This is a genomic window from Mesorhizobium sp. P2_C4, assembly GCF_056404575.1.
On record NZ_JBFUDT010000010.1, the window covers coordinates 34,084 to 57,812 of the forward strand.

Annotated in this window: 24 protein-coding genes; 13 read left to right on the forward strand and 11 right to left on the reverse strand. The window is 63.2% G+C overall.

Features of this window, described 5'->3' with window-relative positions:
• Positions 1 to 17: 17 nt before the first annotated feature.
• The gene (locus tag AC1DX6_RS27510; RefSeq protein ID WP_477319209.1) at positions 18 to 1,640 is read right to left on the reverse strand and encodes an ABC-F family ATP-binding cassette domain-containing protein; all 1,623 of its coding nucleotides are present in this window, start codon (positions 1,638 to 1,640) and stop codon (positions 18 to 20) included.
• 185 nt (positions 1,641 to 1,825) lie between these two features.
• Here AC1DX6_RS27510 and AC1DX6_RS27515 point away from each other — a divergent pair, with 185 nt between their 5' ends.
• Positions 1,826 to 2,182, forward strand: coding sequence for an EthD family reductase (locus AC1DX6_RS27515; RefSeq protein WP_477319211.1), 357 nt, complete (start codon positions 1,826 to 1,828; stop codon positions 2,180 to 2,182).
• A gap of 52 nt (positions 2,183 to 2,234) precedes the next feature.
• On the opposite strand, the gene AC1DX6_RS27520 is transcribed toward AC1DX6_RS27515, so the two are convergent.
• Positions 2,235 to 2,978: a 2OG-Fe(II) oxygenase gene (locus tag AC1DX6_RS27520; RefSeq protein ID WP_477319213.1), complete on the reverse strand. Its 744-nt coding sequence runs from the start codon at positions 2,976 to 2,978 to the stop codon at positions 2,235 to 2,237.
• Between the two features lie 110 nt (positions 2,979 to 3,088).
• Here AC1DX6_RS27520 and AC1DX6_RS27525 point away from each other — a divergent pair, with 110 nt between their 5' ends.
• Complete coding sequence (locus AC1DX6_RS27525; RefSeq protein ID WP_477319215.1) at positions 3,089 to 3,844, forward strand: bestrophin-like domain; 756 nt, start codon at positions 3,089 to 3,091, stop codon at positions 3,842 to 3,844.
• Between the two features lie 57 nt (positions 3,845 to 3,901).
• Here the strand turns inward: AC1DX6_RS27525 and AC1DX6_RS27530 are convergent, their stop codons facing one another.
• Together AC1DX6_RS27530 and AC1DX6_RS27535 are read right to left on the reverse strand one after the other, a co-directional pair.
• Positions 3,902 to 4,429: a carboxymuconolactone decarboxylase family protein gene (locus tag AC1DX6_RS27530; RefSeq protein WP_477319216.1), complete on the reverse strand. Its 528-nt coding sequence runs from the start codon at positions 4,427 to 4,429 to the stop codon at positions 3,902 to 3,904.
• A 13-nt stretch (positions 4,430 to 4,442) separates the two neighbouring features.
• Positions 4,443 to 4,868, reverse strand: coding sequence for an OsmC family protein (locus AC1DX6_RS27535; RefSeq protein ID WP_477319218.1), 426 nt, complete (start codon positions 4,866 to 4,868; stop codon positions 4,443 to 4,445).
• Positions 4,869 to 5,153: 285 nt separating this feature from the next.
• On the opposite strand from AC1DX6_RS27535, the gene AC1DX6_RS27540 reads away from it, so the two are divergent.
• Positions 5,154 to 7,589: a putative bifunctional diguanylate cyclase/phosphodiesterase gene (locus AC1DX6_RS27540; protein ID WP_477319220.1), complete on the forward strand. Its 2,436-nt coding sequence runs from the start codon at positions 5,154 to 5,156 to the stop codon at positions 7,587 to 7,589.
• Positions 7,590 to 7,704: 115 nt separating this feature from the next.
• The gene (locus AC1DX6_RS27545) at positions 7,705 to 8,367 is read left to right on the forward strand and encodes a phytochelatin synthase family protein (protein ID WP_477319222.1); all 663 of its coding nucleotides are present in this window, start codon (positions 7,705 to 7,707) and stop codon (positions 8,365 to 8,367) included.
• 34 nt (positions 8,368 to 8,401) lie between these two features.
• Here the strand turns inward: AC1DX6_RS27545 and AC1DX6_RS27550 are convergent, their stop codons facing one another.
• Both AC1DX6_RS27550 and AC1DX6_RS27555 read right to left on the reverse strand, forming a co-directional pair.
• Positions 8,402 to 9,892, reverse strand: a complete 1,491-nt coding sequence (locus AC1DX6_RS27550) for an AMP-binding protein (protein WP_477319224.1) — start codon at positions 9,890 to 9,892, stop codon at positions 8,402 to 8,404.
• Positions 9,893 to 9,937: 45 nt separating this feature from the next.
• Positions 9,938 to 10,753 (reverse strand): p-hydroxycinnamoyl CoA hydratase/lyase, encoded by an 816-nt coding sequence (locus AC1DX6_RS27555; RefSeq protein ID WP_477319226.1) that lies wholly within the window; start codon positions 10,751 to 10,753, stop codon positions 9,938 to 9,940.
• A gap of 100 nt (positions 10,754 to 10,853) precedes the next feature.
• On the opposite strand from AC1DX6_RS27555, the gene AC1DX6_RS27560 reads away from it, so the two are divergent.
• The 8 genes from AC1DX6_RS27560 to AC1DX6_RS27595 all read left to right on the forward strand — a co-directional run bounded on the left by AC1DX6_RS27560 (position 10,854) and on the right by AC1DX6_RS27595 (position 17,366).
• A complete protein-coding gene (locus AC1DX6_RS27560; RefSeq protein ID WP_477319228.1) occupies positions 10,854 to 11,333 on the forward strand; it encodes a MarR family winged helix-turn-helix transcriptional regulator in 480 nt (159 codons plus the stop codon).
• A gap of 189 nt (positions 11,334 to 11,522) precedes the next feature.
• Positions 11,523 to 12,248, forward strand: a complete 726-nt coding sequence (locus AC1DX6_RS27565; protein ID WP_477319230.1) for a 3-keto-5-aminohexanoate cleavage protein — start codon at positions 11,523 to 11,525, stop codon at positions 12,246 to 12,248.
• 334 nt (positions 12,249 to 12,582) lie between these two features.
• Positions 12,583 to 13,092, forward strand: coding sequence for an Lrp/AsnC family transcriptional regulator (locus AC1DX6_RS27570; RefSeq protein WP_477319532.1), 510 nt, complete (start codon positions 12,583 to 12,585; stop codon positions 13,090 to 13,092).
• Positions 13,089 to 14,252 carry a saccharopine dehydrogenase family protein gene (locus AC1DX6_RS27575; RefSeq protein ID WP_477319232.1) on the forward strand — a complete coding sequence of 388 codons (1,164 nt, stop codon included), beginning with the start codon at positions 13,089 to 13,091 and terminating at the stop codon, positions 14,250 to 14,252. The genes AC1DX6_RS27570 and AC1DX6_RS27575 overlap by 4 nt, the downstream gene beginning before the upstream one ends.
• A 103-nt stretch (positions 14,253 to 14,355) precedes the next feature.
• Positions 14,356 to 15,144: an ABC transporter substrate-binding protein gene (locus AC1DX6_RS27580; RefSeq protein WP_477319234.1), complete on the forward strand. Its 789-nt coding sequence runs from the start codon at positions 14,356 to 14,358 to the stop codon at positions 15,142 to 15,144.
• An 88-nt stretch (positions 15,145 to 15,232) separates the two neighbouring features.
• Positions 15,233 to 15,910: an amino acid ABC transporter permease gene (locus tag AC1DX6_RS27585; RefSeq protein ID WP_477319236.1), complete on the forward strand. Its 678-nt coding sequence runs from the start codon at positions 15,233 to 15,235 to the stop codon at positions 15,908 to 15,910.
• On the forward strand, positions 15,907 to 16,581 hold the full coding sequence (locus tag AC1DX6_RS27590) for an amino acid ABC transporter permease (protein ID WP_477319238.1): 675 nt from the start codon (positions 15,907 to 15,909) through the stop codon (positions 16,579 to 16,581). Before AC1DX6_RS27585 ends, AC1DX6_RS27590 begins: the two co-directional genes overlap by 4 nt.
• A 26-nt stretch (positions 16,582 to 16,607) precedes the next feature.
• Complete coding sequence (locus AC1DX6_RS27595) at positions 16,608 to 17,366, forward strand: amino acid ABC transporter ATP-binding protein (RefSeq protein WP_477319240.1); 759 nt, start codon at positions 16,608 to 16,610, stop codon at positions 17,364 to 17,366.
• A gap of 101 nt (positions 17,367 to 17,467) precedes the next feature.
• Here AC1DX6_RS27595 and AC1DX6_RS27600 read toward each other — a convergent pair whose 3' ends face one another.
• The 3 genes from AC1DX6_RS27600 to AC1DX6_RS27610 form a co-directional block, all read right to left on the reverse strand.
• Positions 17,468 to 18,715 (reverse strand): GGDEF domain-containing protein, encoded by a 1,248-nt coding sequence (locus tag AC1DX6_RS27600; protein ID WP_477319242.1) that lies wholly within the window; start codon positions 18,713 to 18,715, stop codon positions 17,468 to 17,470.
• 209 nt (positions 18,716 to 18,924) lie between these two features.
• Complete coding sequence (locus AC1DX6_RS27605) at positions 18,925 to 19,665, reverse strand: alpha/beta fold hydrolase (protein WP_477319244.1); 741 nt, start codon at positions 19,663 to 19,665, stop codon at positions 18,925 to 18,927.
• Positions 19,666 to 19,772: 107 nt separating this feature from the next.
• The gene (locus AC1DX6_RS27610; RefSeq protein WP_477319246.1) at positions 19,773 to 21,317 is read right to left on the reverse strand and encodes a bifunctional AfsR/SARP family transcriptional regulator/alpha/beta hydrolase; all 1,545 of its coding nucleotides are present in this window, start codon (positions 21,315 to 21,317) and stop codon (positions 19,773 to 19,775) included.
• Positions 21,318 to 21,615: 298 nt separating this feature from the next.
• On the opposite strand from AC1DX6_RS27610, the gene AC1DX6_RS27615 reads away from it, so the two are divergent.
• A complete protein-coding gene (locus AC1DX6_RS27615) occupies positions 21,616 to 22,158 on the forward strand; it encodes a class I SAM-dependent methyltransferase (protein ID WP_477319248.1) in 543 nt (180 codons plus the stop codon).
• Between the two features lie 8 nt (positions 22,159 to 22,166).
• On the opposite strand, the gene AC1DX6_RS27620 is transcribed toward AC1DX6_RS27615, so the two are convergent.
• A complete protein-coding gene (locus AC1DX6_RS27620) occupies positions 22,167 to 22,568 on the reverse strand; it encodes a GFA family protein (protein WP_477319250.1) in 402 nt (133 codons plus the stop codon).
• A gap of 28 nt (positions 22,569 to 22,596) precedes the next feature.
• Positions 22,597 to 23,655, reverse strand: coding sequence for a Gfo/Idh/MocA family protein (locus AC1DX6_RS27625; protein ID WP_477319252.1), 1,059 nt, complete (start codon positions 23,653 to 23,655; stop codon positions 22,597 to 22,599).
• Positions 23,656 to 23,729: the final 74 nt, after the last annotated feature.

The window sequence follows — 23,729 nt, forward strand, 5'->3', positions numbered from 1 at the left end:
ACCGATAGTAGCGCCCGTCAGCTTCGCAACCCCGGCGCTTCCTGTCCCGTGCGCTCGACATATTCTGTATAGCCGCCGCCATAGGTGTGGATGCCCTCCGGCGTCAGCTCCAGCACGCGGTTCGACAGTGCCGCGAGGAAATGCCGGTCGTGCGAGACGAACAGCATGGTGCCTTCGTACTGCGACAGTGCCGTGATCAGCATTTCCTTGGTGGCGATGTCGAGGTGGTTGGTCGGCTCGTCCAGCACCAGCAGGTTGGGCGGGTCGAACAGCATCAGCGCCATCACCAGGCGCGCCTTCTCACCGCCAGACAGCACGCGGCATTTCTTGTCGATCTCGTCGCCAGAAAAGCCAAAGCAGCCGGCAAGTGCCCTGAGCGGCGCCTGGCCGGCCTGCGGAAACGCGTCCTCCAGCGTCTGGAACACGGTGCGCTCGCCTTCCAGCACTTCCATGGCGTGCTGGGCGAAATAGCCCATCTTGACGCTCGGGCCGCGCGCGACCGTGCCATTGTCGGGTTCGGAGGCGCCGGCGACCAGCTTCAAGAGCGTCGACTTGCCGGCGCCATTGACGCCCATGATGCACCAGCGCTCGCGGCGCCGCACCTGAAAATCCAGCCCCGCATAGATCGACCGGCTGCCATAGCCCTTGTGCACGTTTTTCAGCGTCACGACATCCTCGCCGCAGCGCGGCGCCGGCTGGAAATCGAAGGAAACCGTCTGGCGGCGTTTGGGCGGCTCGACGCGGTCGATCTTGTCCAGCTTCTTGACCCGGCTCTGTACCTGGGCGGCATGCGAGGCGCGCGCCTTGAAGCGCTCGATGAAGGCGATCTCCTTGGCCAGCATCGCCTGCTGGCGCTCGAACTGCGCCTGCTGCTGCTTGTCGGCAATCGCCCGCTGCTGCTGGTAGAATTCGTAATTGCCGGAATAGGCGGTGAGCGAACCGGCATCGATCTCGACCACCTTGTTGACGATGCGGTTCATGAACTCGCGGTCGTGCGAGGTCATCAAGAGCGCGCCGTCATAGCCCTTGAGGAAGGATTCCAGCCAGATCAGGCTTTCGAGATCGAGATGGTTGCTCGGCTCGTCGAGCAGCATGACGTCGGGTCGCATCAACAGGATGCGGGCCAGCGCCACGCGCATCTTCCAGCCGCCGGACAGTTTGCCAACATCGCCGTCCATCATCTCCTGGCTGAAGCCAAGGCCGTCGAGCACTTCGCGGGCGCGGCCGTCCAGCGCGTAGCCGTCGAGTTCCTCGAAGCGATGCTGCGCCTCGCCATACTTTTCGATGATCTCGTCCATCCGGTCGGCTTGGTCGGGATCGCCCATGGCGTGCTCGAGCTCACGCATTTCGGCGGCGACATCGCTCACCGGCCCGGCGCCGTTCATCACCTCGGCGACCGCGCTGTGGCCGGCCATGTCGCCGACATCCTGGCTGAAATAGCCGATGGTGACGCCACGATCGACCTGCACCTGGCCCTCGTCGGGCTGCTCCTCACCGTTGATCATGCGAAACAGCGTCGTCTTGCCGGCGCCGTTGGGGCCGACGAGACCGACCTTCTCGCCCTTCTGCAAGGCGGCTGAGGCCTCGATGAAGACGATCTGGCGACCGTTCTGCTTGCTGATGCTTTCGAGACGTATCATGGGGAGTCCGGGAGGCTGATGCGGGATTGAGGGGATTGCCCCGGCCCTTACGCGAATGAGCGCAGCGGGGGAAGAGGCAGAAGCGCCGCAGATGGTGGCGAGGACCCCGTCATCGCGCACGAAAACAAGAATCCAGGGAACGTCGAAAACCGCCCTCGCGGAACGACATTGGCGCGGCGGCCTGCATGGCCCCCGAACAGCAACGCCAACAGGACAGGAATAGGACGATGGCCAAGATGCTCGTGATCTACAAAACCCCGGCCGATCCGGAGGCATTCGACCGGCACTATTTCGAGGTTCATGTGCCGCTGGCCAAGAAGCTTCCCGGCCTGCGGCGCTACGACATCAGCAGGCGGCCCATCATCAAGCGCTCGGCGGGCGAGATGCCGTATCTGGTGGGGACGCTCTATTTCGACAGCCTCGCCGATATGCAGAGCGCATTTGCCACCGAAATCGGCATTGCCTGCGCCGCTGACCGGCGGATACTCGCGCCAGGAGACGACGACTTGACGATGCTGCTGTTCGACGTCGACGAAGTGTGAGCCTTCGCCGGTCTCGGAGCGGAACGAAGGAGCCGCGCCAAAGCGGACGACGTTATTTCGCGTCGTGGAAGATGATCCCCACCGTATGCCGGCGTCCCGAGCGCAAGCGGCTGACACCGTGCCTGAGATTGACCCGGTAATTGCCCTTCGCACCTTGCACCGGCCGGTTATGCACGGCGAAAACCACCGCGTCACTCTGGCTGAGCGGCACCACCTCGGCGCGGCTTTGCATGCGCGGACGCTGCTCGGTCAGCACGAACTCGCCGCCGGTGAAATCCTCGCCCGGCTGGGAGAGCAGGATCGCCACCTGCAGCGGAAAGGCGAGATCGCCATAGAGGTCCTGGTGCAGGCAGTTGAAGTCGCCCGGCACATATTGCAGCAAAAGCGGCGTTGGCCGCGTCTGGCCCTGATCGTGGCATTGCCTGAGGAACGCGGCGTGTTCTAGGGGATAGCGCCGGGCGATGCCCATGCGCTCGTTCCAGTCATTGGCGACAGAGGCCAGCCGCGGGTAGAGCGCGCTGCGCAAGGCGCCGATCAGGTCAGGCAAGGGATAGCGAAAGTAACGATACTCGCCCTTGCCAAAGCCATGCCGCGCCATGTGGACATGGCTGCGGAAATGGCTTTCGTCGGGATAGAGGCCGGCGATCTGCCGGCACTCCTCCGGCGTCAGCAACTTTTCGATGACCGCGCAGCCATGGTTTCCGAGCTCGCCGGACAGTGCCGGCCAGTCACAGGCGGCGACGCGGGTCTCGGCCGCACGGGCCGCTTTTGCCGTATCGAGGGAATGGATGGTCATGGATCTTGCCTCCGATCTCGCCATCAGGGTCGGCGAAAGACGGTGCGTCAGCCACCCGTTTCCTGCCGGACGCACGTTGGCAATTTGCCTTTCTCGTGCACAATGGCGCCATGCGTGAGGCTCTTGTCGGAGTGACGATCTTTGTCTGCCTGGCCGGGGCGGCACTCTGCAGCCTGGCGATCTACCATCGCTTCCCCGACAGGCACCGCCAGGACGACACCAACGCCATCGTGCGGCTCATCGCCAATCTGTTCGTGGTGATGACCTCGCTGGTGATCGGCCTGATGATCAACTCGGCCAAGAACACCTTCGAATCCATCGACCACAATGTGCACGCCTATGCGACGGAACTGATCCTGCTGGACAGGACGCTCCTGCAATATGGCGCCGAAACCAACGCGGTCCGCGAGCCGCTTGTCGCCTATGTGCAACGGGTGGTGAGCGACGTCATGCCCCAGGGTGAAACGCCGGTTATCGCCAACAGGCTGTCGGAGCACCTGCTCACCGAAGTCGGCGACCGGCTGGGTACGATGACGCCGCCGGATGCCGCCCATGGCGCCCTGCTGCAGGATGCCCACCAGCACCTGCAGAAGGTTCTGGAGCAGCGCTGGGTGCTGATCGAACAGTCGGAGGGCGCCATTCCGCTGCCGCTGATTGTCATGCTGGTGCTTTGGCTGATGCTGATCTTCGGCAGCTTCGGCTTCCGCGCACCGCGCAACGCCGTCGTCGTCGGCTCCTTCGTGCTGGCAGCAGCGCTAATCGCCAGTTCGCTCTATTTGATCCTCGACATGGACATTCCGTTTTCCGGGCCGATCCAGATCTCGCCGGCGCCGCTCGAGCGTGCCCTGGCGGAGATCAGCCGATAGGTCGGATCGCCAGCCTTCGTCAGTTGCCGACTGCCCTGATGACCAGCTTCCCGCCGCTCAAGCCTTCCTGCGATAAGGCTCGAGTTCCGGATCGAGGTCGACCCGCACCGCATTGGTGAACACTGACGTCGCCACCATGATGCCGGCGAAGGCGACCAGGTTGACCAGCACCGTCTCGTCGTAGCGGGCTTTCAATGCATCCCAGATCGCGTCGGGAACGGCGTTGGAATTGGTGGCGATGGCCTTGCCGAAGGCGATCAGCAGCGCCTCGTCGGCTGTTGGTGTGACAGCTTCAGGATCGAACCCGGCGCCGATCAGCGCGCGGCGAAAGAAGGTGACGGGTATCTCGGCATGGCAAGCTTCAGATATCGCCAGCGACAACAGCCAGACCGCACGGTCGTCGAGATCAGGCCGCAGCAGATCGCGCAAGGTGAACCATTCGGCGTAGATGCGATGAGCTACGGGCGAATGCAGCAGGATGCGCTTCATGTTGGTCATCCGGCCGCGAAGGCCGAGCTCCCGATCATGCTCGGCACGGATCTCGGGCGAAGCGGTGGCGTAGTCGATTGGGGAGATGCGTGCCATGGGGTGGTCCTGGTTACCCGGCGAGCGTGGTGTGAAGCTCCGGCGGCGTGCGCAGTGTGTTGCTCACCGTGCAGATCGTTTCTGCGTCTTCCACAATCCGCTTTTTCGTCGCTTCGTCGAGATCGCCCTGGACGTCGAGCGTGATGGTGAAGCGGCCGACGCGCGAGACATCGCCTTCCGCCTTTTCGCCTGATACCTCGGCGCGAACCTCGCCGAGGCTGGCAGCGACGCCGAGGCGGGTGGCGGCGATGCGGGCACTCAGCACCATGCAGGCGGCGACGGAGGCATAGAGCAGGTCGAGCGGGTTGAAGCCCGGCGCGCTGACCCCGGTGACGACATCGACCGCGCCGCCAGTCGGCGTGGTGACAACAGGCAGAGCGCCCGGCGGCAAGACGGCGAGCGCACCGGTCACCCGGGTCCTGATCTTGAGTTCACTCATCACGAAAAATCCTTTCGGCCGGCTGGCAAACGCCGCGGCGCGCGCACCGCGTTGCGGTCATATGGTATCGCGCTCCTTGGACATCATCGATCTCTTTCCCGTTCGCCGTGGAAAATGGCCAGCCTGTTGCGCGCCTGATCGATCACGAGTTGCGCCTGGAAGCGGCTAAACTGCGGCTCTGGCATCGCAGGCGACATCGGTTGATACGGCAAATAAAGGCATTGTTATTAGCGCTTCCTAAACCGCGCCGCGGTAATGCTTGCCGATTGACGGTGGGAACCGCGGATGAACGCCTTCAGGCGAATGGTCGGATCTGCTCTGATCCTGCTTACCGGCACGGTGATGCTGGGGGCATTGCACATCGACGCTCAGCGGAACTTCGCGCTGGCCAAGGAGCGCTATCTCGAAAATTCCCAGGCGACATCCAAGGCGACCGCCAAGACCGTCGAAGACGCCTTGCGGGCCATCTACGAAAACGTGCGGACCTTGGCCTATCTGCCAAGCGTGCGAAACCTCGACCGGCATGGCACCAACCTTGGCGACGAAGGCCGCGCCACGATCCAGCAGATCTACAACAACCTTGCCAACAACGTTTCCATTTCCGAGGTCTACTTCCTTCCAGTGGATTTCGACCCCGATCGCTTCGATCCGGTGACGGGCAAGCTCGAAGAGCCGATCCTCCAGTTCGACCAGCTGATCGTGAATGCCAGGGCGAGGTCCGACGCCGCCGGCGAGGCAAAACCCAGAAAGCTGGATGAAAATACGCTGGCCCGTCCAGCCGAAGAGGTTGAAACCTATGAATATCATGAGTTGGCCAAACAGCTTGCCTGGCTGAAGACGAACTATCCGAATTCGAGCAACATCGACGGGCTCAACGTGCCGATTATCGGCACGAAGGAGCTGATCACCTGCGACAACACGGATTTCGTCCACAGCGGCAATGACGCCGACAGATCCGGCTTTATCCTTTCAGTCCCGGTGTTCGGGCAAGATGGCAGCCTACGTGGCTCGGTTTCGGCGATCATGCTCACCTCGGCATTGAGGAAACTGCTGCCCGGCAATGACTATGTCATCGTCAATTCGGGCTACGGCTTCGAATCCGACCAGCATCGGCTGTCGACGTCGCTGGCGGCAGATTCCCGCTCGTTCACGGCGCCCGACCAAAAGCTGATCTATTCCGAGGTCATCCCGCTTTCCGTCAACGATCCAAGAAGCGCATGGCGGCTCTGGGTCGGTTTTCCCAACAGCAGATTCGCCAGCAACATAGACGCCCAATCGGTGCGGGAGTTCGAGCTGGCGGGCTATGCCGCGGTCGCAATAGTCACCCTGTTGGCGTTGGCCTGCTGGTATGCGATCGGGCGCACGATGACGATGCAGGTCGATGCCGCCGAGACCCTGGAACGGCGGGTGGAGGAACGCACCGCCGAGATCCAGCACCTCGCCACACATGACATTCTCACCGGCCTGCCCAACCGCGGCCTGCTGGCCGACACGATGGACGAGGCGCTGAGGAGCCTCAGGGACGGCGAGAAGCTGGCGGTCCATTGCGTCGACCTCGACCGTTTCAAGCCGGTCAACGACACGTTGGGGCATCCGGTCGGCGACGAGCTTCTTGGTGCCGTTGCCAAGCGCCTGAAGCAGCAGGCTGGCGAAACCGCCATGGTGGCGAGAGTGGGTGGAGACGAGTTCGTCATCCTCCAGTTGCTGCTCGATGGCGACGAGCAGGCCGGCGTACTGGCAAGCCGGGTCATTCACGCCCTGGCAGCCGAATATTTTATTCAGGGCCACAAGGTCAACATCGGCAGCAGCATCGGCATCGCCGTTTTCCCCGATGACGGACAAAGTTCCGAGATCCTCATTCGCAATGCCGACCTCGCCTTGTACAAGGCCAAGATGGAGGGACGCGGCACCTGCAGGTCGTTCGAGCCGGGAATGGACGCGCGATTGCAGGAGCGTCGCCAGCTCGAAGCCGAGTTGGCGCTCGGCGTGCCGAACGAAGAGTTTGTTCTACACTATCAACCGCTGCACGACGCAAAGACCTCGACACTCACCGGCTTCGAGGCGCTGGTACGATGGAACCATCCGCGCCTCGGCATGCTGCCGCCGTCGGAGTTCATCCATCTCGCCGAGGAGACGGGCGTGATCGGCGCGCTGGGCGAGTGGATCATGCGGCAGGCGTGTAGCGATGCGGCGAAATGGCCCTTGCCCGTCAAGGTCGCGGTCAATCTCTCGCCGGCCCAGTTCAAGCAGCAGGCGCTGCCACTTCAGGTTGCGTCGGCACTCGCTGCTTCAAATCTGCTGCCGTCACGGCTCGAACTGGAGATCACCGAGTCGGTGCTGCTGGCGCACAACGAAAACACCATTCAGACGCTCTACAGCCTGCGCGACCTCGGCATCAGCATCGCCATGGATGATTTCGGCACCGGCTATTCCTCGCTCAGCTATCTCAGGTCGTTCCCGTTCAACCGCATCAAGATCGATCGCAGTTTCGTCAGCCTGATGTGCGAGAGCAGCGAAAGTCGGGCGATCGTCAAGGCCGTTGCCGAACTCGGTACCACGCTCGGCATGACGACAACGGCAGAAGGTGTGGAGACCGAGGACCAGTACAGGCTGGTCAAGGAGAACGGCTGTACCGATGTCCAGGGGTGGCTGTTTGGACGTCCAATGCCGGTATCCGACGTCTACGCACTTTTCGAACAGCCGAAAGCCTTGATGGCGTAGGGCAAGGCGCAGCCCGCCCCGAGACGCTCTGCCAAGCAACGCCAACATATGGTAGTTTTGAGGCCAACACCGCAACATCGACCGACGAACAAACCGTCTGCTTCGAGGTGCAGAAATGAGGCGCAGTCTCGGTTTGAGCTTGATTGCCGGCGTTGGCCTGCTCTGCGGCGCCGCGTTTTTGATTGTCGGTCAGTCCGCAGTCTCGCCAGACGCAATCCAGTCGTCGGTTACCCGTACCCCTGAATTGATTGACAGCGCCTGGAAGCTGCCCGTGGCTGCCACTTTCAATGCCGACCTCACATGGCAATCAAACAGTTCGCGCTGCGGTCCGGCAAGTGTTGCAAACACATTCCACTCGATCGGCGAAGAGGAGACAACCGAAGCCGAAGTGCTCGAGGGAACGGGAAAATGCTGGACCGGCTTTTGCATTGTCGGGCTGACGCTGGACGAGCTTGCCGACGTCGCCCAAGCGAAAACCAGGCGCAAAGTCTCCGTGCTGCGGAATCTGAGCGCCGACGAGTTTCGCGAGCACATGAAGCATGCCAACGACCCCGGCCGCCGCTACATCATCAACTTTACTCGAGAGACGATATTCGGCGCCGGCAGTGGTCATTTTTCACCGATCGGCGGCTACCTGGAGGCGGAGGACCTGGTTTTCGTCCTCGACGTCAACGAGCGCTACAAGCCTTGGCTGATCGAGCGTGAACGGCTGTTCTCGGCCATGGACACCATCGACAGCGATGGCGACAAGAAGCGGGGATTGCTGCTGATCGAGTAGCACGGTCGGTTTCGGGGCAAACGCGATCCCGGCGCTACCACCCGCGCAAAATGTGTTTCTGGATCTTGCCCGACGCAGTGCGCGGCAGTGCGTCGGTGAGCAGGAACTCCTTAGGCACCTTGTAGCGGGCGATGTGGGCAGCGCAGTGACCGGCCAGTACCGCCGGGTCGAGGATACGGCCGGGTTTTGCCACGACGAAGGCGCGGCCGACCTCGCCCCAGCGCTGGTCGGCAACGCCGATGACGGCTGCTTCGGCGATGTCGGGATGGTCGAGCAGCACCATCTCGATCTCGACCGGATAGACGTTCTCGCCACCTGAAATGAACATGTCCTTGCGGCGGTCGACCAGGGTGACGAAGCCGTCCGCGTCGCGGCGGGCGATGTCGCCGCTGCGCAACCAGCCATCGGCGGTGAAGGCACGCGCCGTCTCTTCCGACCGGTTCCAGTAGCCCGGCGTGACGTTGGGGCCGGACAGCCAGATCTCGCCCGCCTCCCCCACTGCGACGTCGCAGGCTTCGTCGTCGACGATGCGGAGCAGGACCGATGGCCCCGGTAAGCCGGACGAACCGGCCTTGCGGGCGATCTGGCCGGCATCGACCGGCATGCAGAGGACGGTGCCGGCCTCGGTCATGCCGAAGCCGTCAGCCATGCGCACACCTTGCTCCAGCCACCAGAGGATGTCGGAAGCTGGATTGGGTGCGCCGCCGGTGAAGATGGCGGTGAGTGAGGTCCAGTGCTGAGGCGCGAAGTCCTGGTGATCGCGCAACATTTTGGCCATCTGCGGGACGCAGAAATAATGGGTGATGCCGAGGGCGGGATCGGCCAGCCGGCGGTTGGTGAGGCCGGCGTCGAAGCCGGACGAAATCAGCACCGTGCCGCCCTGCAGCAGCGGCGGACGCAGGCAGGTGATGAGCCCGATGACATGGAACATCGGCGCGTCGCAAAGGAAAACGCTGGCATTGCCGACATGGCCCAAAACGCTGAAATTGACGGCGGTGGCCAAGGCGTTGCGCTCGGTAAGGATGACGCCCTTGGGCCGGCCCGACGTGCCTGAGGTGTAGAGAATGATCGACGGCGCATCGCCCGCCGGCAAAGCGCGTCGCGGCGCCGGTTCTTGCGCCTCGACCGCCGCCGCAAAGGCCGCGACTTCAACCAGCGCGCAGCCTTTTGGCAGCGCCACGTCAAGAACAGCATCGTGCAACAGCAGCACCGGATCGCAATCGGCAAGGATCGCCTGCTGCTCGGGTCCGGCCAGGCGCCAGTTGACCGGCACGAAGATGGCGCCGAGGCGCATCGCCGCCTGCTGCAGGATCAGCAGATCGGCGCTGTTGCGGGCGAGCGTCGCGATGCGTTGCCCCGGCTCGATGCCGCAGTCGGTCTCAAGGACGGCAACTGCGCGCTGGATGGCCTCGTCGAGCTCGGCATAGGTCCAGCGCCGCCTGGAGGCCAGGTCGACGCAAGCGACGCGATCCGGCTGCGCGGCGGCGTGCAGCGCCACGGGGTCAGAAGTCGTCCAGGCCGGCATTCGCATCTCCTCCCCGGATTGCGTCGTCACTCTCGGCTCAGTCGGTCATCTCGCCTTGTCGTAGGCAGCCAAGCCTGGCTTGTAACTCTTCTCATCGATGAACTGGCGGATGCCTTCCTTACGGCCGTCATTGTCATAGGAATTGGCCGCTTCCTGCGCCCGCACCAGATAGTCCTCGGCATTGTCGTAGGTCATCTCGGCGACGCGGCGGATTGCGTCCTTGGTGGCCTTGAGAGCAATCGGGTTCTTCTTCAGCAAAATGCTGGCGACCTCGGTGACGCGCGCCTTCAGGTTCGCCAGCGGGTGGCTCTCGTTGACCAGCTTCCAGGCGGCGGCCTTCCTGCCATCGATGAGCTCGCCAGTCAGGGCGTGATACATGGCGTCGCGCATCGACAGGAGGTCGACCACCACCTTGGTGGCGCCGCCGCCGGGCAGGATGCCCCAGTTGATCTCGGACAGAGCGAACTGCGCCTCATCGGCAGCGAAAGCGAGGTCGCAAGCGAAGAGCGGACCATAGCCGCCGCCAAAGCACCAGCCATTGACCATGGCGATGGTCGGCTTGCGGTACCAGCGCAGGCGCCGCCACCAGCCATAGGCTTCCGCTTGCGCCTTGCGAACCGCGCCGAGGCCTTTTGCTTCGGTCTCGCGAAAATACTCCTTGAGGTCCATGCCCGCCGACCAGGCGCTGCCCTCGCCCGACAGCACGAGCACGCCGACATCGTCGCGATATTCGAGCTCGTCGAGCACTTCCATCATGCGCCGGTTGAGCGGCGGGTTCATGCAATTGCGCTTGTCCGGCCGGTTGAAGCGCACCCAGGCGATGCCGTTCTCGACATCGAAAGCAACTGTCTCTTCGGTCATGCTCATGTCCTCCCCATTCAGCCGCTTGCGCAAATAATTGCTATGCAGCATAGCGATCATACCCGCTATGTCGCATAGTCTTTTTCGCTTGACAAGAGCCTTGATCAAGGGGATCGGTTTCAACATGGACGAGACACAGCTTCGCACCCATCCCGACGACACGCTCGACGCGCAGATCGGCTACAATCTGCGGCGCGCCTCGGCCTTGGCGCTGAATGATTTCGCGGTCGGGCTGACTGACGCGTCGCTGCGCCCGGTGACCTATGGCATGCTGGCGCTGATCGATGAGAAGCCCGGCATACGAGCCGCCGAACTCTGCCGCCTGCTCGGCATGAAGAGCGCCAACATGGCGCCGCTGCTGGCCGAGCTCGAAGAGCGCGGCCTGGTCGAGCGCGACGACCATGCTGAGGATAAGCGCGTGCAGATGCTGACCCTGACCAGGGCGGCAACCGAAGCGATGCCGGCATGGCGCCGGCAGGTGCGCCGGCACGAGGACCGCTTCCTGCGCCGGCTGACGAAGAAGGAACGGGCGACATTGCTGCGCCTGCTGCGCCTGATCTGGGTCGACGAGTCAGAGTGAGGCTGGCGGCGACGCCTTCAGCGCGCTTGCCAAGCTGGCCCTCTACGGCGCCCCCCTCTGGCCGGCAGGCCAGAGGGGGGCGCGCAGGATCGCGGCGTTGCCCAACCTTGTCAGGAGACTTCACCACCCCGTTTTCGGTCCACCCTGCACTGCGCTAGGCTCGCGAGACCCACAACAGGATCGCTTAGCATGATCGTCCAGACCTGCATCAATGGCGCGCGCAGCGCCGACTTCCACCCTGACCTGCCGCTCGACGCCGACGCCATGGCACGCGACGGCGCGGCTTGCATTGCCGCCGGTGCGGCCGAGCTGCATGTGCATGCGCGCGGGCTCGATGGACGGGAAAGCCTGGCGCCAGCGGCGATGGACCGGACGGTGCTGGCGCTGCGCCGTGCCTGCCCGGGCACGCTGATCGGCGTCTCCACCGGCTCCTGGATCGAGAACGACGAGCTGCGCACGCTTGTCTCCATCGCCGGCTGGCGCGAATTGCCGGACTATGCCTCGGTCAATCTCAGCGAGGCGGCAGCGCCACTGGTAATGGAGAGCCTGCGCCAGCGCGGCATCGGGATCGAGGCCGGACTTGCCTCGGTCTCCGATGCCGAGCGGCTGGTCCACCTCGACCATGGCGGGCGCGTGCTGCGCATCCTGATCGAGATTTCCGAGCAAACGCTGGACGAGGCACTCGCTGTGTCGGACGGCATCGAAGAGGTGCTCGAACAGGCCGGCATCCGCCGCGCTATCCTGCTGCATGGCGAAAACACCACGGTCTGGCCGTTCGTCCGGCGGGCGGCGGAGCGCAACTGGTCGACGCGTGTCGGACTGGAAGATGGCAAGGAACTGCCGGATGGAGCGGTGGCCTCCGGCAACGCCGCGCTGACGGCTGCGGCGGTGGCGATCTTTCGGGCTGGGCGGTAGCGGCGGCGCAAGCCAGGGTCAGCCCCGCCGAGGATACCACTGCCCGGGCACTCGCTTGGGCGATGATCCCTGAAAACGGGTTCGAAAAGAGTCCAATCAACAAGATAGCAGCCTCTCCTGCCGCAATGATTCAAGCGCCGGAACCTATTCGAGGAGGCCGCCGCCGTGCCTTCGACAGATTCTGGGACGAGGCGCCGACCCTTTGCCGCTGCGAGCCTCGCACCATCAGTTAGATGCAGCGCGCCTCTTGCTGTTGTTAAAAATTCCTCATAGGGTATTTTCATATCAGAAAGAAATTCACATCGATTTTTCTCTTTTATGAAAGTATGTGCCTTTGCGGGAACATCTCGATCAAACCGACCGGCGACTGGTCAAACTGCTGTCGCAGGACGCGCAGCTTGGCGTTAACCGCATCGCCGAGACGATGGCGATCTCGGTGCCGACGGTGCGCACGAGGCTGCGCAATCTGCTCGACCGCAATTTGCTGAAGATCGTCGGGCTGCTGAACCTGACAGAGCGCCCGGAGTTGATTTCGGCCATTGTCGGCATCAATGCGCAAGGCCGCGGACGTGCCAGGGAATTGGCGCAGCGCATTGCGGAACTGCCCTTCGTCAACTCGGCTTCGGTGGTCACCGGGCGTTTTGACATCATCGTCGACGTCACCGTGGCCGGCGATGTCGCCGACCTCTACCGCGTCACCAGCGAGTTGATCCCGGGTGCCGGCGAGCCCGGCGAAGTCATGCGCAGCGAGACCTTCGTCGTCATGGCCTCCTGCAACAAATGGGTCAGCTTGCCGGAAGGCTGCTGGTCCGAAGACGCCCAGGCGCGCAAGGAGCCGGCATGAAGATCGCGGTTCTCGGCGGCCTCGGCCTGCAAGGCCGGGCGGCCATCGCCGATCTCGTCGCCAGCGGCGATGTCGAGGAAATCATCTGTGTCGATACATCGACTGACGGCCCTGCCCGGCTCGGCGGCCTGACCGATCTTTCCCGCGTGCGTTTCGTCGTGCCCGAGGGCGCCATCGGCCCGGCACTCGCCAACGTGCTGGCCGATGCCGATGCCGTCATCGACCTGTTGCCGCAACCGCTGATGCGCGAGGCGGTGCAAGCGGCGATCGCGACGCGCACGCCGCTGGTCACCACCAATTACGGCAAGGCCATTGCCGACCTGGCGCCTGCGGCGGAAGCGGCCGGCGTCTCGATCATGACCGAATGCGGGCTCGATCCCGGCATCGACCTCGTGCTCTATGCGCGCGCCGCAAAACAATTCGACAGCATTTCTTCGATCGACTCCTATTGCGGCGGCATCCCCGAGCCGAAGGCGATGGCCAAGCCGCTTTGCTATAAGGTGAGCTGGAATTTCGACATGGTTCTGGTCAGCCAGAACCGCGACAGCGTGATGATCGAGGACGGCAGGCGCGTCGCGGTGCCGGCCGAGCGGCAACACGACAATCATTTTATCCACGAGATCGAGGTCACGGGCCTCGGCCGGCTGGAAGCCTTCCCCAATGGCGACGCGCCGCACTACGTCGAGATGCTCGAGGCCGCCAAGGGGCTGCAGCGCTCGGGCCGCTATACGCTGCGCTGGCCGGGCTGGTCGGCGTTCTGGGCGCCGCTGAAGGAGCTCGGCTTCCTCTCCGAAGACAAGGTTTCCGGCACCGCTGTCAGCCCGCGCGAATTTCTCGGCCGGCTGCTCGGCCCGCAATTGCAGTACGGCGCCGACGAGAAGGACCTTTGCGTGATGCGCAATGTCTTTTCCGGAAGCGAAGGCGGTCGCCGCAAGACGGTGACGTCGGAGCTGGTCATCGAACGCGATCTCCAATCCGGCTTGTTCGGCATGAGCCTCGGCGTCGGCTACCCCGCCAGCATCGTGGCGCAGATGCTGGCGCGGCGCGAGATCACCACACCCGGCGTGCTCAACCCGCTGCTGCACGTGCCCGACACCAGCTTCTTCGACGAACTGGCCAGGCGCGGCATCAAGGTTGCCGAGACGGTCGACTGGGACTGAGGATTTTCGAACGGTGGCTGCCGCCGGCAACGGCGCTGCCGCTCAAAAAGAGCCCAAGGAAACCCGCGGGCAAAACAACAACGACAACAGGGAGGAATGCCCAATGAAGATTGCCAAGCTTTTCATCGCCGGACTTGCACTTGCCGGCCTCACCACTGCCGCCAGCGCCGGAACGCTCGACGAGATCACCAAGCGCGGCGAACTGCGCGTCGCGGTGCAGACGCAGGGACCGCCCTTCTCGCTGGTCGGCGCCGCCGGCGAACGCACCGGCAGTTCGGTCGAACTTGCCGAGCTGATGGCCAAGGAAATGGGCGTCAAAATCACCTTCCTCGACTTCGATTGGGACGGTCTGATCCCGGCGCTCTTGTCGGGCAAGGCCGATCTGCTGGTCGCCGACATGACGCCGACGCTGGCGCGCGGCATGAAGGTCGCCTTCACCACGCCCTACATGTACACGGGCAGCACCGTCTTCACCAAGGCCGACAGCAAGTTCAAGACCACCGAGGACTGCAAGGCCAAGGGCACCAAGATTGCCGTGCTGCTGGGTGCCACCGGCGAGAAGGAAGCCAAGACCGCTTTCCCCGATGCCGACATCAAGAGCTACAAGGGCGGCGGTCCGCTGCTGCTCGATGCCGTCAACAACGGCCAGGCCGATTGCGGCGTCAACGACGTCTCGGCGGTTAAGGGCCAGTCGACCGCCTACCCGGCTGGCAGCTTCACCATCATGCCGGAGCTCCTCTCTAAGGAGCCGCTGGCCTTCGCCACCCGCTATGACGAACCGGACCTGCTGGTCTGGATGAACCTGTTCCTCAACCAGGTCAGCATCGACGGCCGCCTGCAGAAGAACCTCGACTACTGGGTCAATTCCGACGCCTGGAAGAAAGACCACTAAGCAGACATAGATCCGAACGGTTTCGCGCGCCCCGGCGGCGCGAGACCGTTCGGAATTCGCTTCGTCCGTATTGAGGACACGCCCAGCGATGCTCGAAAATTTCAGCTTCCGCACCATCGTCGAATATCTGCCCTTGTTCGGGCAGGGCCTCGTCACGACTGTTTGGCTGTCGGCGCTGTCCTTTGCCGGCGCGCTTGCGGTCGGCATCGTGCTCGCCGCCATGAACCTGCAGCGCGGCCAGCTGTTTCGCGTGCCGGCCAAGGCCTATATCGACGCGGTACGCGCCACGCCGTTGCTGGCGCAGCTCTATTTCCTCTATTTCGGCCTGCCCCGCCTCGGCTTCGTCCTGCCCGAGCTCGTCGTCGGCATCCTGGCTTTGTCGCTCAACAGCGGCGCCTATGTCGCCGAGATCATCCGCGCCGGCATCCTGTCGATCCCGCGCGGCCAGGTGGAAGCCGGCGTCGCCTCGGGGATGACCTATGTCCAGCGCATGCGCTTCGTCATCCTGCCGCAAGCGTTCAAGGTGACGATCCCGCCGCTGCTCGGCCAGGCGATCGTGCTGGTCAAGGATTCGGCACTGCTGTCGCTGATCTCAGTTTCCGAACTGACGCGCGCCGGTCAGCTTCTTGCCTCCGACCGCTTCATGCCAGCGGAGGGTTTCATCACCATCGCCGCCTTCTACCTCCTGCTCTACTACGGCCTCAAAGGATTGGCGGCGCTGTCCAGTCGCTGGCTCGGCTTGCAGCCGGCAAGGAGCGGCACATGATCTGGCAGCAGCTGCAAAGCCTCGCCGGCAGCTATCCCCTCGCACTGCGCGGCCTCGGCATGACCGTGGTCTTGTCGCTGATCAGCCTGGTGCTGGGCACGCTGCTCGGCTTTGGCCTCGGCATCTTGCGCACTGGCGGCAACCGGATCATCAGCAGCGCGATCGGCGCCTGGGTCGACCTGATCCGCGGCACGCCGTTCCTTGTGCAGATCTTCCTGATCTTCTTCATCCTGCCGGAGTTCGGCATCGAGCTCGACGCCTTCACCGCCGGCATCATTGCGCTGACCAACCTCGCCGCTTGCTTCATCTGCGAGATCGTCGCTGCCGGCATCCGCTCGGTGCCGACCGGCCAGGTGGAGGCGGCGCTGGCATCCGGCCTGTCACGCTGGCAGCGCATGCGCCAGGTGGTGCTGCCGCAAGCGATGCGTATCGTGCTGCCGCCGCTGGTCGGGCAATATGTGCTGCTGATCAAGGATTCCTCTGTCGTCTCGGCGATCGGGCTGACCGACCTCACCCGCGTCGGCTGGCTGGTGGTGCAGCGTGTGCCCAACGGCCTGCTGGTCTTCTTCCTGGTCGGCGTCGGCTATTTCATCGTCTGCTACCCGCTGATCATGCTCGCCCGCCGGCTCGAACGTCGCATGGGTGCGGCGCATGGCGAGGTGCAGCTGTGACATCGAACGCAAAAGGGCCAACAGCTATGACCAAACCAAGCCTGGCCAAAACCGGCATGATCGACTTTCGTGGCGTCAACAAATGGTTCGGCGCGCTCAACGTGCTGAAGGACATTACGCTCAGCGTCGAGCCCCGCGAGGTGGTCGTCGTCTGCGGCCCGAGCGGCTCGGGCAAGAGCACGCTGATCCGCTGCGTCAACGGGCTGGAGACGATCCGCGATGGCGATCTCGTCGTCGACGGCCAGCGCCTCGGCGACCCCGCCACCAACATGACGCGGCTGCGCACCGAGATCGGCTTCGTCTTCCAGTCGTTCAACCTCTACCCGCACAAGACCGCGCTGGAAAACGTGACGCTGGCGCCGATCCATGTGCGCAAGATCGCGCGCGCGGAAGCCGAACAGGCCGGGCGCGACTTGCTGGCCAAGGTCGGCCTGGCAGACAAAGTCGATGCCTATCCGGCACAACTCTCAGGCGGCCAGCAGCAGCGCGTGGCGATCGCGCGCTGCCTCGGCATGCGGCCCAAGATCATGCTGTTCGACGAGCCGACCTCGGCACTCGACCCCGAGATGATTTCCGAAGTGCTCGACGTGATGGTAGCGGTCGCCGAGGAAGGAATGACCATGATGGTGGTGACGCACGAAATGGGCTTTGCCCGCAAGGTCGCCCAGCGCGTGGTGTTCATGGACGCCGGCGCCATCGTCGAAAGCGGCACGCCGGAGGCGTTTTTCTCCGATCCGAAGACCGACCGCAGCCGGGCGTTTCTGAGCAAGATTCTCAGGCATTAGAGGAGAGTAAAAGACTCGATATGTTGGCTGCTGCCGATGGCTGAGTTGGGCGAAGACGGCGTGGCGAAGCGACTATTCTACCATCGCGTCACGGGCTGGCATCACCGCGTCGACTGAATATGTTTGCGCCCGGGTGACTCCGGTATGTGGAGCAGCACCCGGTTGCGGCCGGTTTGCTTGGCGAGATACAGCGCCGCATCCGCCTGACGCTGTAACTGCTCCGATGAGATGGCCTCGTCGGCCCTCTGAACTGCAACTCCAATGCTGAGGGTGACGCGGCGCGACACGCGGGATGCAGGATTGGGAAAAGCGGCGGCCTCAACGCTCTGGCGAATTCTCTCGGCCACAGAGATGGCCTCTTCATTGTCTACGCCAGGCAAGAGCACCAGGAATTCTTCGCCGCCGTATCGGGCCACGAGATCGTTGTCGCGCCTGACGTTTTCCTTGATAACGCGGGCGACCTCGACCAGACAGCGATCGCCCTCGGCATGACCGAGGTGATCGTTCAGCTTCTTGAAATCATCAATGTCGCACATCAGCATGGCCGCACCGCCGGGGCATGTCCCGCCATCGGCCCAAAGGAGATCGAGCAGCTCTGTCATCCAGCGCCGGTTGGCAATGCCCGTGAGCGGATCGGTGCTCGCCAGTTGCTGAAGCCGATCGTTCGCTTCCGCCAGTTCGGCGACTCTGTGTCGGTCGCGAAGCTCAAACAGGAAAGTCTTCTGAGCGAGAATTGTCATGATGCGCCGCGCGGCGACCGTTGCGATGATCCCGCTGGTGAAGAACAGCGTGGCAGCCGCGGCGCTTCCAAATTCGATGCCCGGGTTCTGCAGCTGAAAAACGAGATAGAGACCGAGCGCCGAGGCGGCAATAGCCATCGTCCAGGCCAGCGGGATGCCGAAGATGATGATGGCTGTAATGGCCACGAACAGCATGATGTTCAGGTGCCGTTCGTAGAACTCGCCACCAGCGCTCACCCCGACCAGTGCAACTGACAACAAGATGAGGAACATGCCTGCGATCAGCGAAGCCCCTTGGAGCCAGTGCGCCTGCGGTTTCCGCCAGAGAAGGATAACAATCACGACGACAGGTGGAATGATGGCGCCAGGCAGGAGCATGGAGAGCGCGACCGCCTTTGGTAGCATCAACAGGTTGAGCGCAAGGGTCAGCACATCCAAAAATGCCACCCAGATCATCCAGGCCCGGATGATTTTCGCCGTTTGTGACCAGACACGGGTTCGAAATAGACGTTTGATCTCGCCTTTGAGGCGGATATCGCGCGTGCGGCGCGCCAGCTGTCGCTCGACTTCCGCAATTATGGCAGGATCATCCTGCACGTCGAGATCCATCCTCTCCGACACGGTCGACGGACCCACAAGCTGGTTTCACCTCGACATTCATCCGAGCCATCCGGTCGTCGGCAACGGGCAAGCATGTCAGGTTAATCCTGAAGATTTGATTTATCGGGCCATCACGAAGTCCCTCAGGCTTCCAACCGAGGAAATGTCTCCTGTCTGCTGTCAACACCGGTGAGGCAGAAGAGCAAGATTCTGAGGCATTAGAGCAGCGACAGAAACTCTTCGATGCGCGCGCATACCAGGTCGACCGCCAGGAACGCCTGGAAGTGATTGCATCCGGCGAGTTCGAGATGGTCAGCGCCGGCAAGGGCTGCAAAATCACGAACCTTGGGACATAACGGATCGGCCTCTCCGCTGATCGCAAGTATCGGTCGATCAAAGCTGACAAACGGTGCCGACCGATCGGCCCGATCCAGCGCTACGCATGCCCGCAAGGCCTCAAGATCATTGCTTCTGAGCTGTCTGACGTTCCCGTCTGTCAACGGCCAGTTCTCGGTGCGCAGATACGAGATCCAGGGTTCTATGCCAACGCTCACGGCTGCCCTCAGTAGACGCAAATCCTGACCGAAGGGATGCGCGCCGTTGATGACAAGCGAGCGCACCCGGTTCCGGTAGTGGGCGGCAAACGCCAGGGCAATCGTGCCACCCAGAGAATGCCCGCAGATGTCCGCATCTACCGCGCCGATGTCATCCAGAACAGCCGCGACGTCTGTCGCGCATCGCCCGGGATCATACCCTTCGGGCACATGCGGCTTGTCGCTTCTCCCGTGACCGCGAGCGTCGATCAGCACCAGTTGCCGCCCAGCTGCCAACCGCTCGACATAGCCCACTTCACGCCAAATCGTGCGATCTGCTGTAAAGCCGTGCAACAGCACGAGCGGTCTTCCAGTCCCGACCACCTCATAGGCAATGCGGGTTCCGTCTTCCGAGACAGCAAACATGATCACTCCTTTTGCCGGGCGCGCAAAAACCTGTGCTTCACAACTGACATCAAGAGTTGTGAGCGTTACCCTGCAGTGGAGGTGTCCCCTGATCGTCCCCGGCGGGGTCAGCTGTTTCGTGCAAACGCGCTGATGCTATCGAGCAGTGGCTGCTGGTCGCCGACCCAAAACCAATGGTCGTCACCAGCTAGTTCGATGAAACGCGCGCCCGGGATCTTGGCTGCGAGGAAACGCCCGGCCTCGACGCGCACGGCGCGGTCGCCGGAGCGGTGCAGAACCATCGTCCTTGCCGAGACTTTTGCCAGGAGATGGCGGACATCGGTATCACGCAGCGCTTCGAGCAGGCCTGCGACCGCGCCTGGACTGGAGGCTGCCCTGAGCAACCCAGCCCACCAGGTCTGCGCTTGGCGGTCTGCGGTCAGGCTCGGGGCGAAAGTTTCGATTTCCGCCGGGCCGCCCCAGCCGGCGAGCAGCCGCTGCTTCCACAGATCGTATTGCGCGACGGTCAGGGCAAAAGGATAGTCGGGTGCGCGGCTGCCTTTCGCCAGGGAACCCCACAGAACCAGACCGATCAGGCGATCGGAGTGGTTTACGGCAAAACGGACACAACCCGGACCACCTTCTGACGCGCCGATGAGCAAGGCCCTACGACTGCCGGCCGCGTTCATGACCGCCAGAATATCCTGCGCCGTCGCTTCAACGGTAGGGCGGGCACCGACACGGTCGGAAAGTCCCATGCCTCGCCGGTCGAAAAGGATCAGGCGGCCAAGGCGCGAAACCGCGGTGAGCCAGGCGCGGCAGCTCCTGTCTTCCCAGACCCGTTCGACATGCGAAATGAACCCCGGAACAAGCACGATGTCCATCGGGCCCTTGCCGACGATTTGGTAGGCGATATGGATGCCGTCCACTTCGACATAGCGCGTTCTGGGCATGTCCAGGGTTGCATCGTGAGTTGGCTCACGCAGCATGGCAAGCGTTGTGGGGTCCGGCGCGATGCCGAGTTCGTCCCGCAGCAGCCTGACACAGGTTTCGGCCTGACGCTCGGCTGCTGCCCTGTCCCCGGCCATCAGGTGCGCCCGGATCAGGTGACGGTGCGCGCTTTCGCTCAAAGGGTCCAAGCTCGTCAGGCGCGTCGCGTACACTACCGCGGCGCGCGGCTCACCGCCGGTAATCTTCGCTTCGACGAGCCGCTCCAGCGCCTGCACCAGCCGGCTGCGCAGGGCCTCGCGCCTGAAGAAGACCCACTCCTCGAATTCCATACAGTCGGTGAGTGAGAAGCCGGCGAGATAGTCGCCCTTATAGATGTCTGCTGCCTGGTCGAGAGGGCCGAGATCACAGGCATCCTCGAAAACCCTTGAGTCGACCTCGACGGACAGCGCCGGGTGGAGGCTTAGGGATGTTCCGCTGGCAGCGATAACCTCGCTGCCGAACGCGATGCGGATCTTATACAGCGTACGCCGAAGTCGTGCGCGTGCGGCTTCCTCGTCGCTTTCGGGCCACAGAAGCGTGGCTGCGACCTCACGCGCCACGGGCCCGGCGGCCTCGGCGAGGTAGATGAGGAGCGCTGCCGCCTTGCGCAAGGCAAGTTCCACCCGCCGCCCGTTCAGACGGAACTCCGGAAAACCCAGAAGTCGGAACTGCAATCGCTCCATGGATCCGTATGCGCCGGGCGGGGACGTTGAGGGGACGCAGACCTTCTACCTATCCCCACGACGGTGGGCCGATCTGGCCCGTCTGAAGACAGACTTGGAGCTAGAAATGTCACTGGTCAATACTCTCACCCATCATTGCAACTCCGCGGCTGTTGCCGGGGATGGCGGCCTTATCCACGCTCGACAGGGAGGCTGAGATATGTGCCAATCCTGTCTCTCCTGGTACGCACGCTGCGTTGCTCCCTACTTCGTCCACGCCGGCTGTTCGGCCAACACATTCGCGCACATGCGAAGGCACATGATCCCACAGGCAGAGGGCATCGTTGTGGAAGTCGGCTTCGGGTCCGGCCTGAACCTTCCCTACTACGATCCCGCCAAAGTGAAGCGGCTGGTGGGCGTCGATCCCGACGGCACGATGCTCGGCTTGGCCGAACCGAAGAGCCGTTCCATGCCCTTCGATGTCGAATGCCTCCGGGCCCGCGGCGAGACCCTGCCATTGGCCGATGATTTTGCCGACACGGTCGTCGTCACCTACGCTTTCTGCACCATTCCGGACCCTGAGGCGGCGCTGAGCGAAATCCGGCGCATCTTGAAGTCCACGGGCCGGCTGATCTTCATCGAGCACGGCCAGGCCGATGGGCCGCGTCGCCGCAGGTGGCAGGAGCGCCTGAACCGGATGTGGGGAGCGATTGCCGGCGGCTGCCACCTCAATCGCGACCCACTAGGTCTGATTGACGGGGCCGGCTTTAGGCTCGTTCATGAGGAGCGAAGGCGATTTCCGCTGCTCTTCTGGCAGTTGGGAAGTCACTACGCCGGGGTGGCCGTCCCACCGCCAGCTTGACTGCGTCTTCAGCCGAGCTTCGCGAGAGGCTCGGCTGTGATCTCGACCCACTCGCAGCGCCGGCTGTCGTGGTAGAAGGACTGGAAGGGCGGCGGGAACAACGGGTCGGCGAAGGCGCCCACCGGAATGGCGATCACGCCGGGCTGGGTGTCGATCCGGTAGTGAACATTGGTGCCGCAATCCGGGCAGAAACTGTAGATGACGCGGCCGCCCTGGTCGCCAATGCGCGTGAACTCGGCCGCGCGTCCCTGGACCGATACGTCACCTTCGGCAAACCGGACATTGTAGCTGAAGGCGCTGCCGGTGCGGCGTTTGCAGTCCAGGCAGTGGCAAACCGAGATGCGGACCGGCTCGCCCGAGCAGACGGCTGAAAGCTGGCCGCAGGAACATTCGGCGCGACGCGTTGTCATGGCGGACCCCTCCTCCCGTGGAAAGACATCACTGCGTGTCGGCGTTTGCCCTGAGTTCAGTCCGTTTCTCGTCCGAAACCACGGCAAGGTCGAGCACCTTCTGCAATTCGGCTGCATGGCGAAACGACGGTTCGGCCTGGACGCCGCTCTTCACCGCGTCGACAAAGCGCCGGTAGTTGGTCGGCACGGTTCCGGCATCGAGCACCTGCCACTTGGCGGTCTCGATGTTCTTGCCCAGACAGGCTTTCAGCTCCGAGCCGTCCGGATTGTGCACGACTTCGATACCGCCCTTGTCGCCATATATGCGCAGGCGCAATTCGTTGAGATGACCGGTCGCCCAGCGGCTGGCATGGACAACACCGAAGGCACCGTTCGAAAAATCCAGCGCCATGGCGAAACTGTCGTTGGCGTCGAGGTCGTATTCGCCGATGCGGTTGCCGGGCGCCTTGTCGAAGGCCTTCAGCCGGCAGAAGACGTGGTCGATGTCGAGGCCGGCGCCATAGCTGGCGAAATCGAGGATGTGGACGCCGACGTCGCCCAGCACGCCATTGGAGCCGTGGCTGCGCGACAGGCGCCACAGCCATTTCGGTTCGGTGCGCCAGTCGCCCCAGGCCTTGGACACCAGCCAGCTCTGCAAATAGGATGCCTCGACATGCCTGATCTCGCCGATCTCGCCGGCAAGCACCATGGCGCGCGCTTTCTGCAATGCGGCGACGTTGCGATAGGTCAGGTTGACCATGTTGATGATGCCGGCTTTCTCGGCGGCGTCGGCCATGTCCCTGGCCTTCTCGAAGTTTTCGGCCAACGGCTTTTCGCACAACACCGGCTTGCCCGCCGCAATCAGCGGCATGGTGGTCGGGTGGTGGATGGAGTCGGGCGTCACATTGGTCGCCGCATCGAATTCTCCCCATTTGAGCGCGTCGGCAAGCGAGGTGAAACGGTTGGGAATACCAAAACTGTCGGAAAATTCGGCGACGCGCTTCGCATCGACGTCGACGGCGCCGACCAGTTCGACGCCCTTGATCTTGCCGAACTGCCTGGCATGCTCCTGCGCCATCCAGCCGGTGCCGAGTATCAAAAGTCGCATTTTTGCACTCCGAGCGAATTGGTTCGATTCAATGATATGGTCGATGTGGTCTAGGGGTTATTTTTACGCGAATC

Coding starts and splice junctions, on each gene's coding strand:
- AC1DX6_RS27510 (WP_477319209.1), bottom strand. CDS start 1,640: ATGATACGTCTCGAAAGCATCAGCAAGCAGAACGGTCGCCAGATCGTC.
- AC1DX6_RS27515 (WP_477319211.1), top strand. CDS start 1,826: ATGGCCCCCGAACAGCAACGCCAACAGGACAGGAATAGGACGATGGCC.
- AC1DX6_RS27520 (WP_477319213.1), bottom strand. CDS start 2,978: ATGACCATCCATTCCCTCGATACGGCAAAAGCGGCCCGTGCGGCCGAG.
- AC1DX6_RS27525 (WP_477319215.1), top strand. CDS start 3,089: ATGCGTGAGGCTCTTGTCGGAGTGACGATCTTTGTCTGCCTGGCCGGG.
- AC1DX6_RS27530 (WP_477319216.1), bottom strand. CDS start 4,429: ATGGCACGCATCTCCCCAATCGACTACGCCACCGCTTCGCCCGAGATC.
- AC1DX6_RS27535 (WP_477319218.1), bottom strand. CDS start 4,868: ATGAGTGAACTCAAGATCAGGACCCGGGTGACCGGTGCGCTCGCCGTC.
- AC1DX6_RS27540 (WP_477319220.1), top strand. CDS start 5,154: ATGAACGCCTTCAGGCGAATGGTCGGATCTGCTCTGATCCTGCTTACC.
- AC1DX6_RS27545 (WP_477319222.1), top strand. CDS start 7,705: ATGAGGCGCAGTCTCGGTTTGAGCTTGATTGCCGGCGTTGGCCTGCTC.
- AC1DX6_RS27550 (WP_477319224.1), bottom strand. CDS start 9,892: ATGCCGGCCTGGACGACTTCTGACCCCGTGGCGCTGCACGCCGCCGCG.
- AC1DX6_RS27555 (WP_477319226.1), bottom strand. CDS start 10,753: ATGACCGAAGAGACAGTTGCTTTCGATGTCGAGAACGGCATCGCCTGG.
- AC1DX6_RS27565 (WP_477319230.1), top strand. CDS start 11,523: ATGATCGTCCAGACCTGCATCAATGGCGCGCGCAGCGCCGACTTCCAC.
- AC1DX6_RS27575 (WP_477319232.1), top strand. CDS start 13,089: ATGAAGATCGCGGTTCTCGGCGGCCTCGGCCTGCAAGGCCGGGCGGCC.
- AC1DX6_RS27580 (WP_477319234.1), top strand. CDS start 14,356: ATGAAGATTGCCAAGCTTTTCATCGCCGGACTTGCACTTGCCGGCCTC.
- AC1DX6_RS27585 (WP_477319236.1), top strand. CDS start 15,233: ATGCTCGAAAATTTCAGCTTCCGCACCATCGTCGAATATCTGCCCTTG.
- AC1DX6_RS27590 (WP_477319238.1), top strand. CDS start 15,907: ATGATCTGGCAGCAGCTGCAAAGCCTCGCCGGCAGCTATCCCCTCGCA.
- AC1DX6_RS27595 (WP_477319240.1), top strand. CDS start 16,608: ATGACCAAACCAAGCCTGGCCAAAACCGGCATGATCGACTTTCGTGGC.
- AC1DX6_RS27600 (WP_477319242.1), bottom strand. CDS start 18,715: ATGGATCTCGACGTGCAGGATGATCCTGCCATAATTGCGGAAGTCGAG.
- AC1DX6_RS27605 (WP_477319244.1), bottom strand. CDS start 19,665: ATGTTTGCTGTCTCGGAAGACGGAACCCGCATTGCCTATGAGGTGGTC.
- AC1DX6_RS27610 (WP_477319246.1), bottom strand. CDS start 21,317: ATGGAGCGATTGCAGTTCCGACTTCTGGGTTTTCCGGAGTTCCGTCTG.
- AC1DX6_RS27615 (WP_477319248.1), top strand. CDS start 21,616: ATGATCCCACAGGCAGAGGGCATCGTTGTGGAAGTCGGCTTCGGGTCC.
- AC1DX6_RS27620 (WP_477319250.1), bottom strand. CDS start 22,568: ATGACAACGCGTCGCGCCGAATGTTCCTGCGGCCAGCTTTCAGCCGTC.
- AC1DX6_RS27625 (WP_477319252.1), bottom strand. CDS start 23,655: ATGCGACTTTTGATACTCGGCACCGGCTGGATGGCGCAGGAGCATGCC.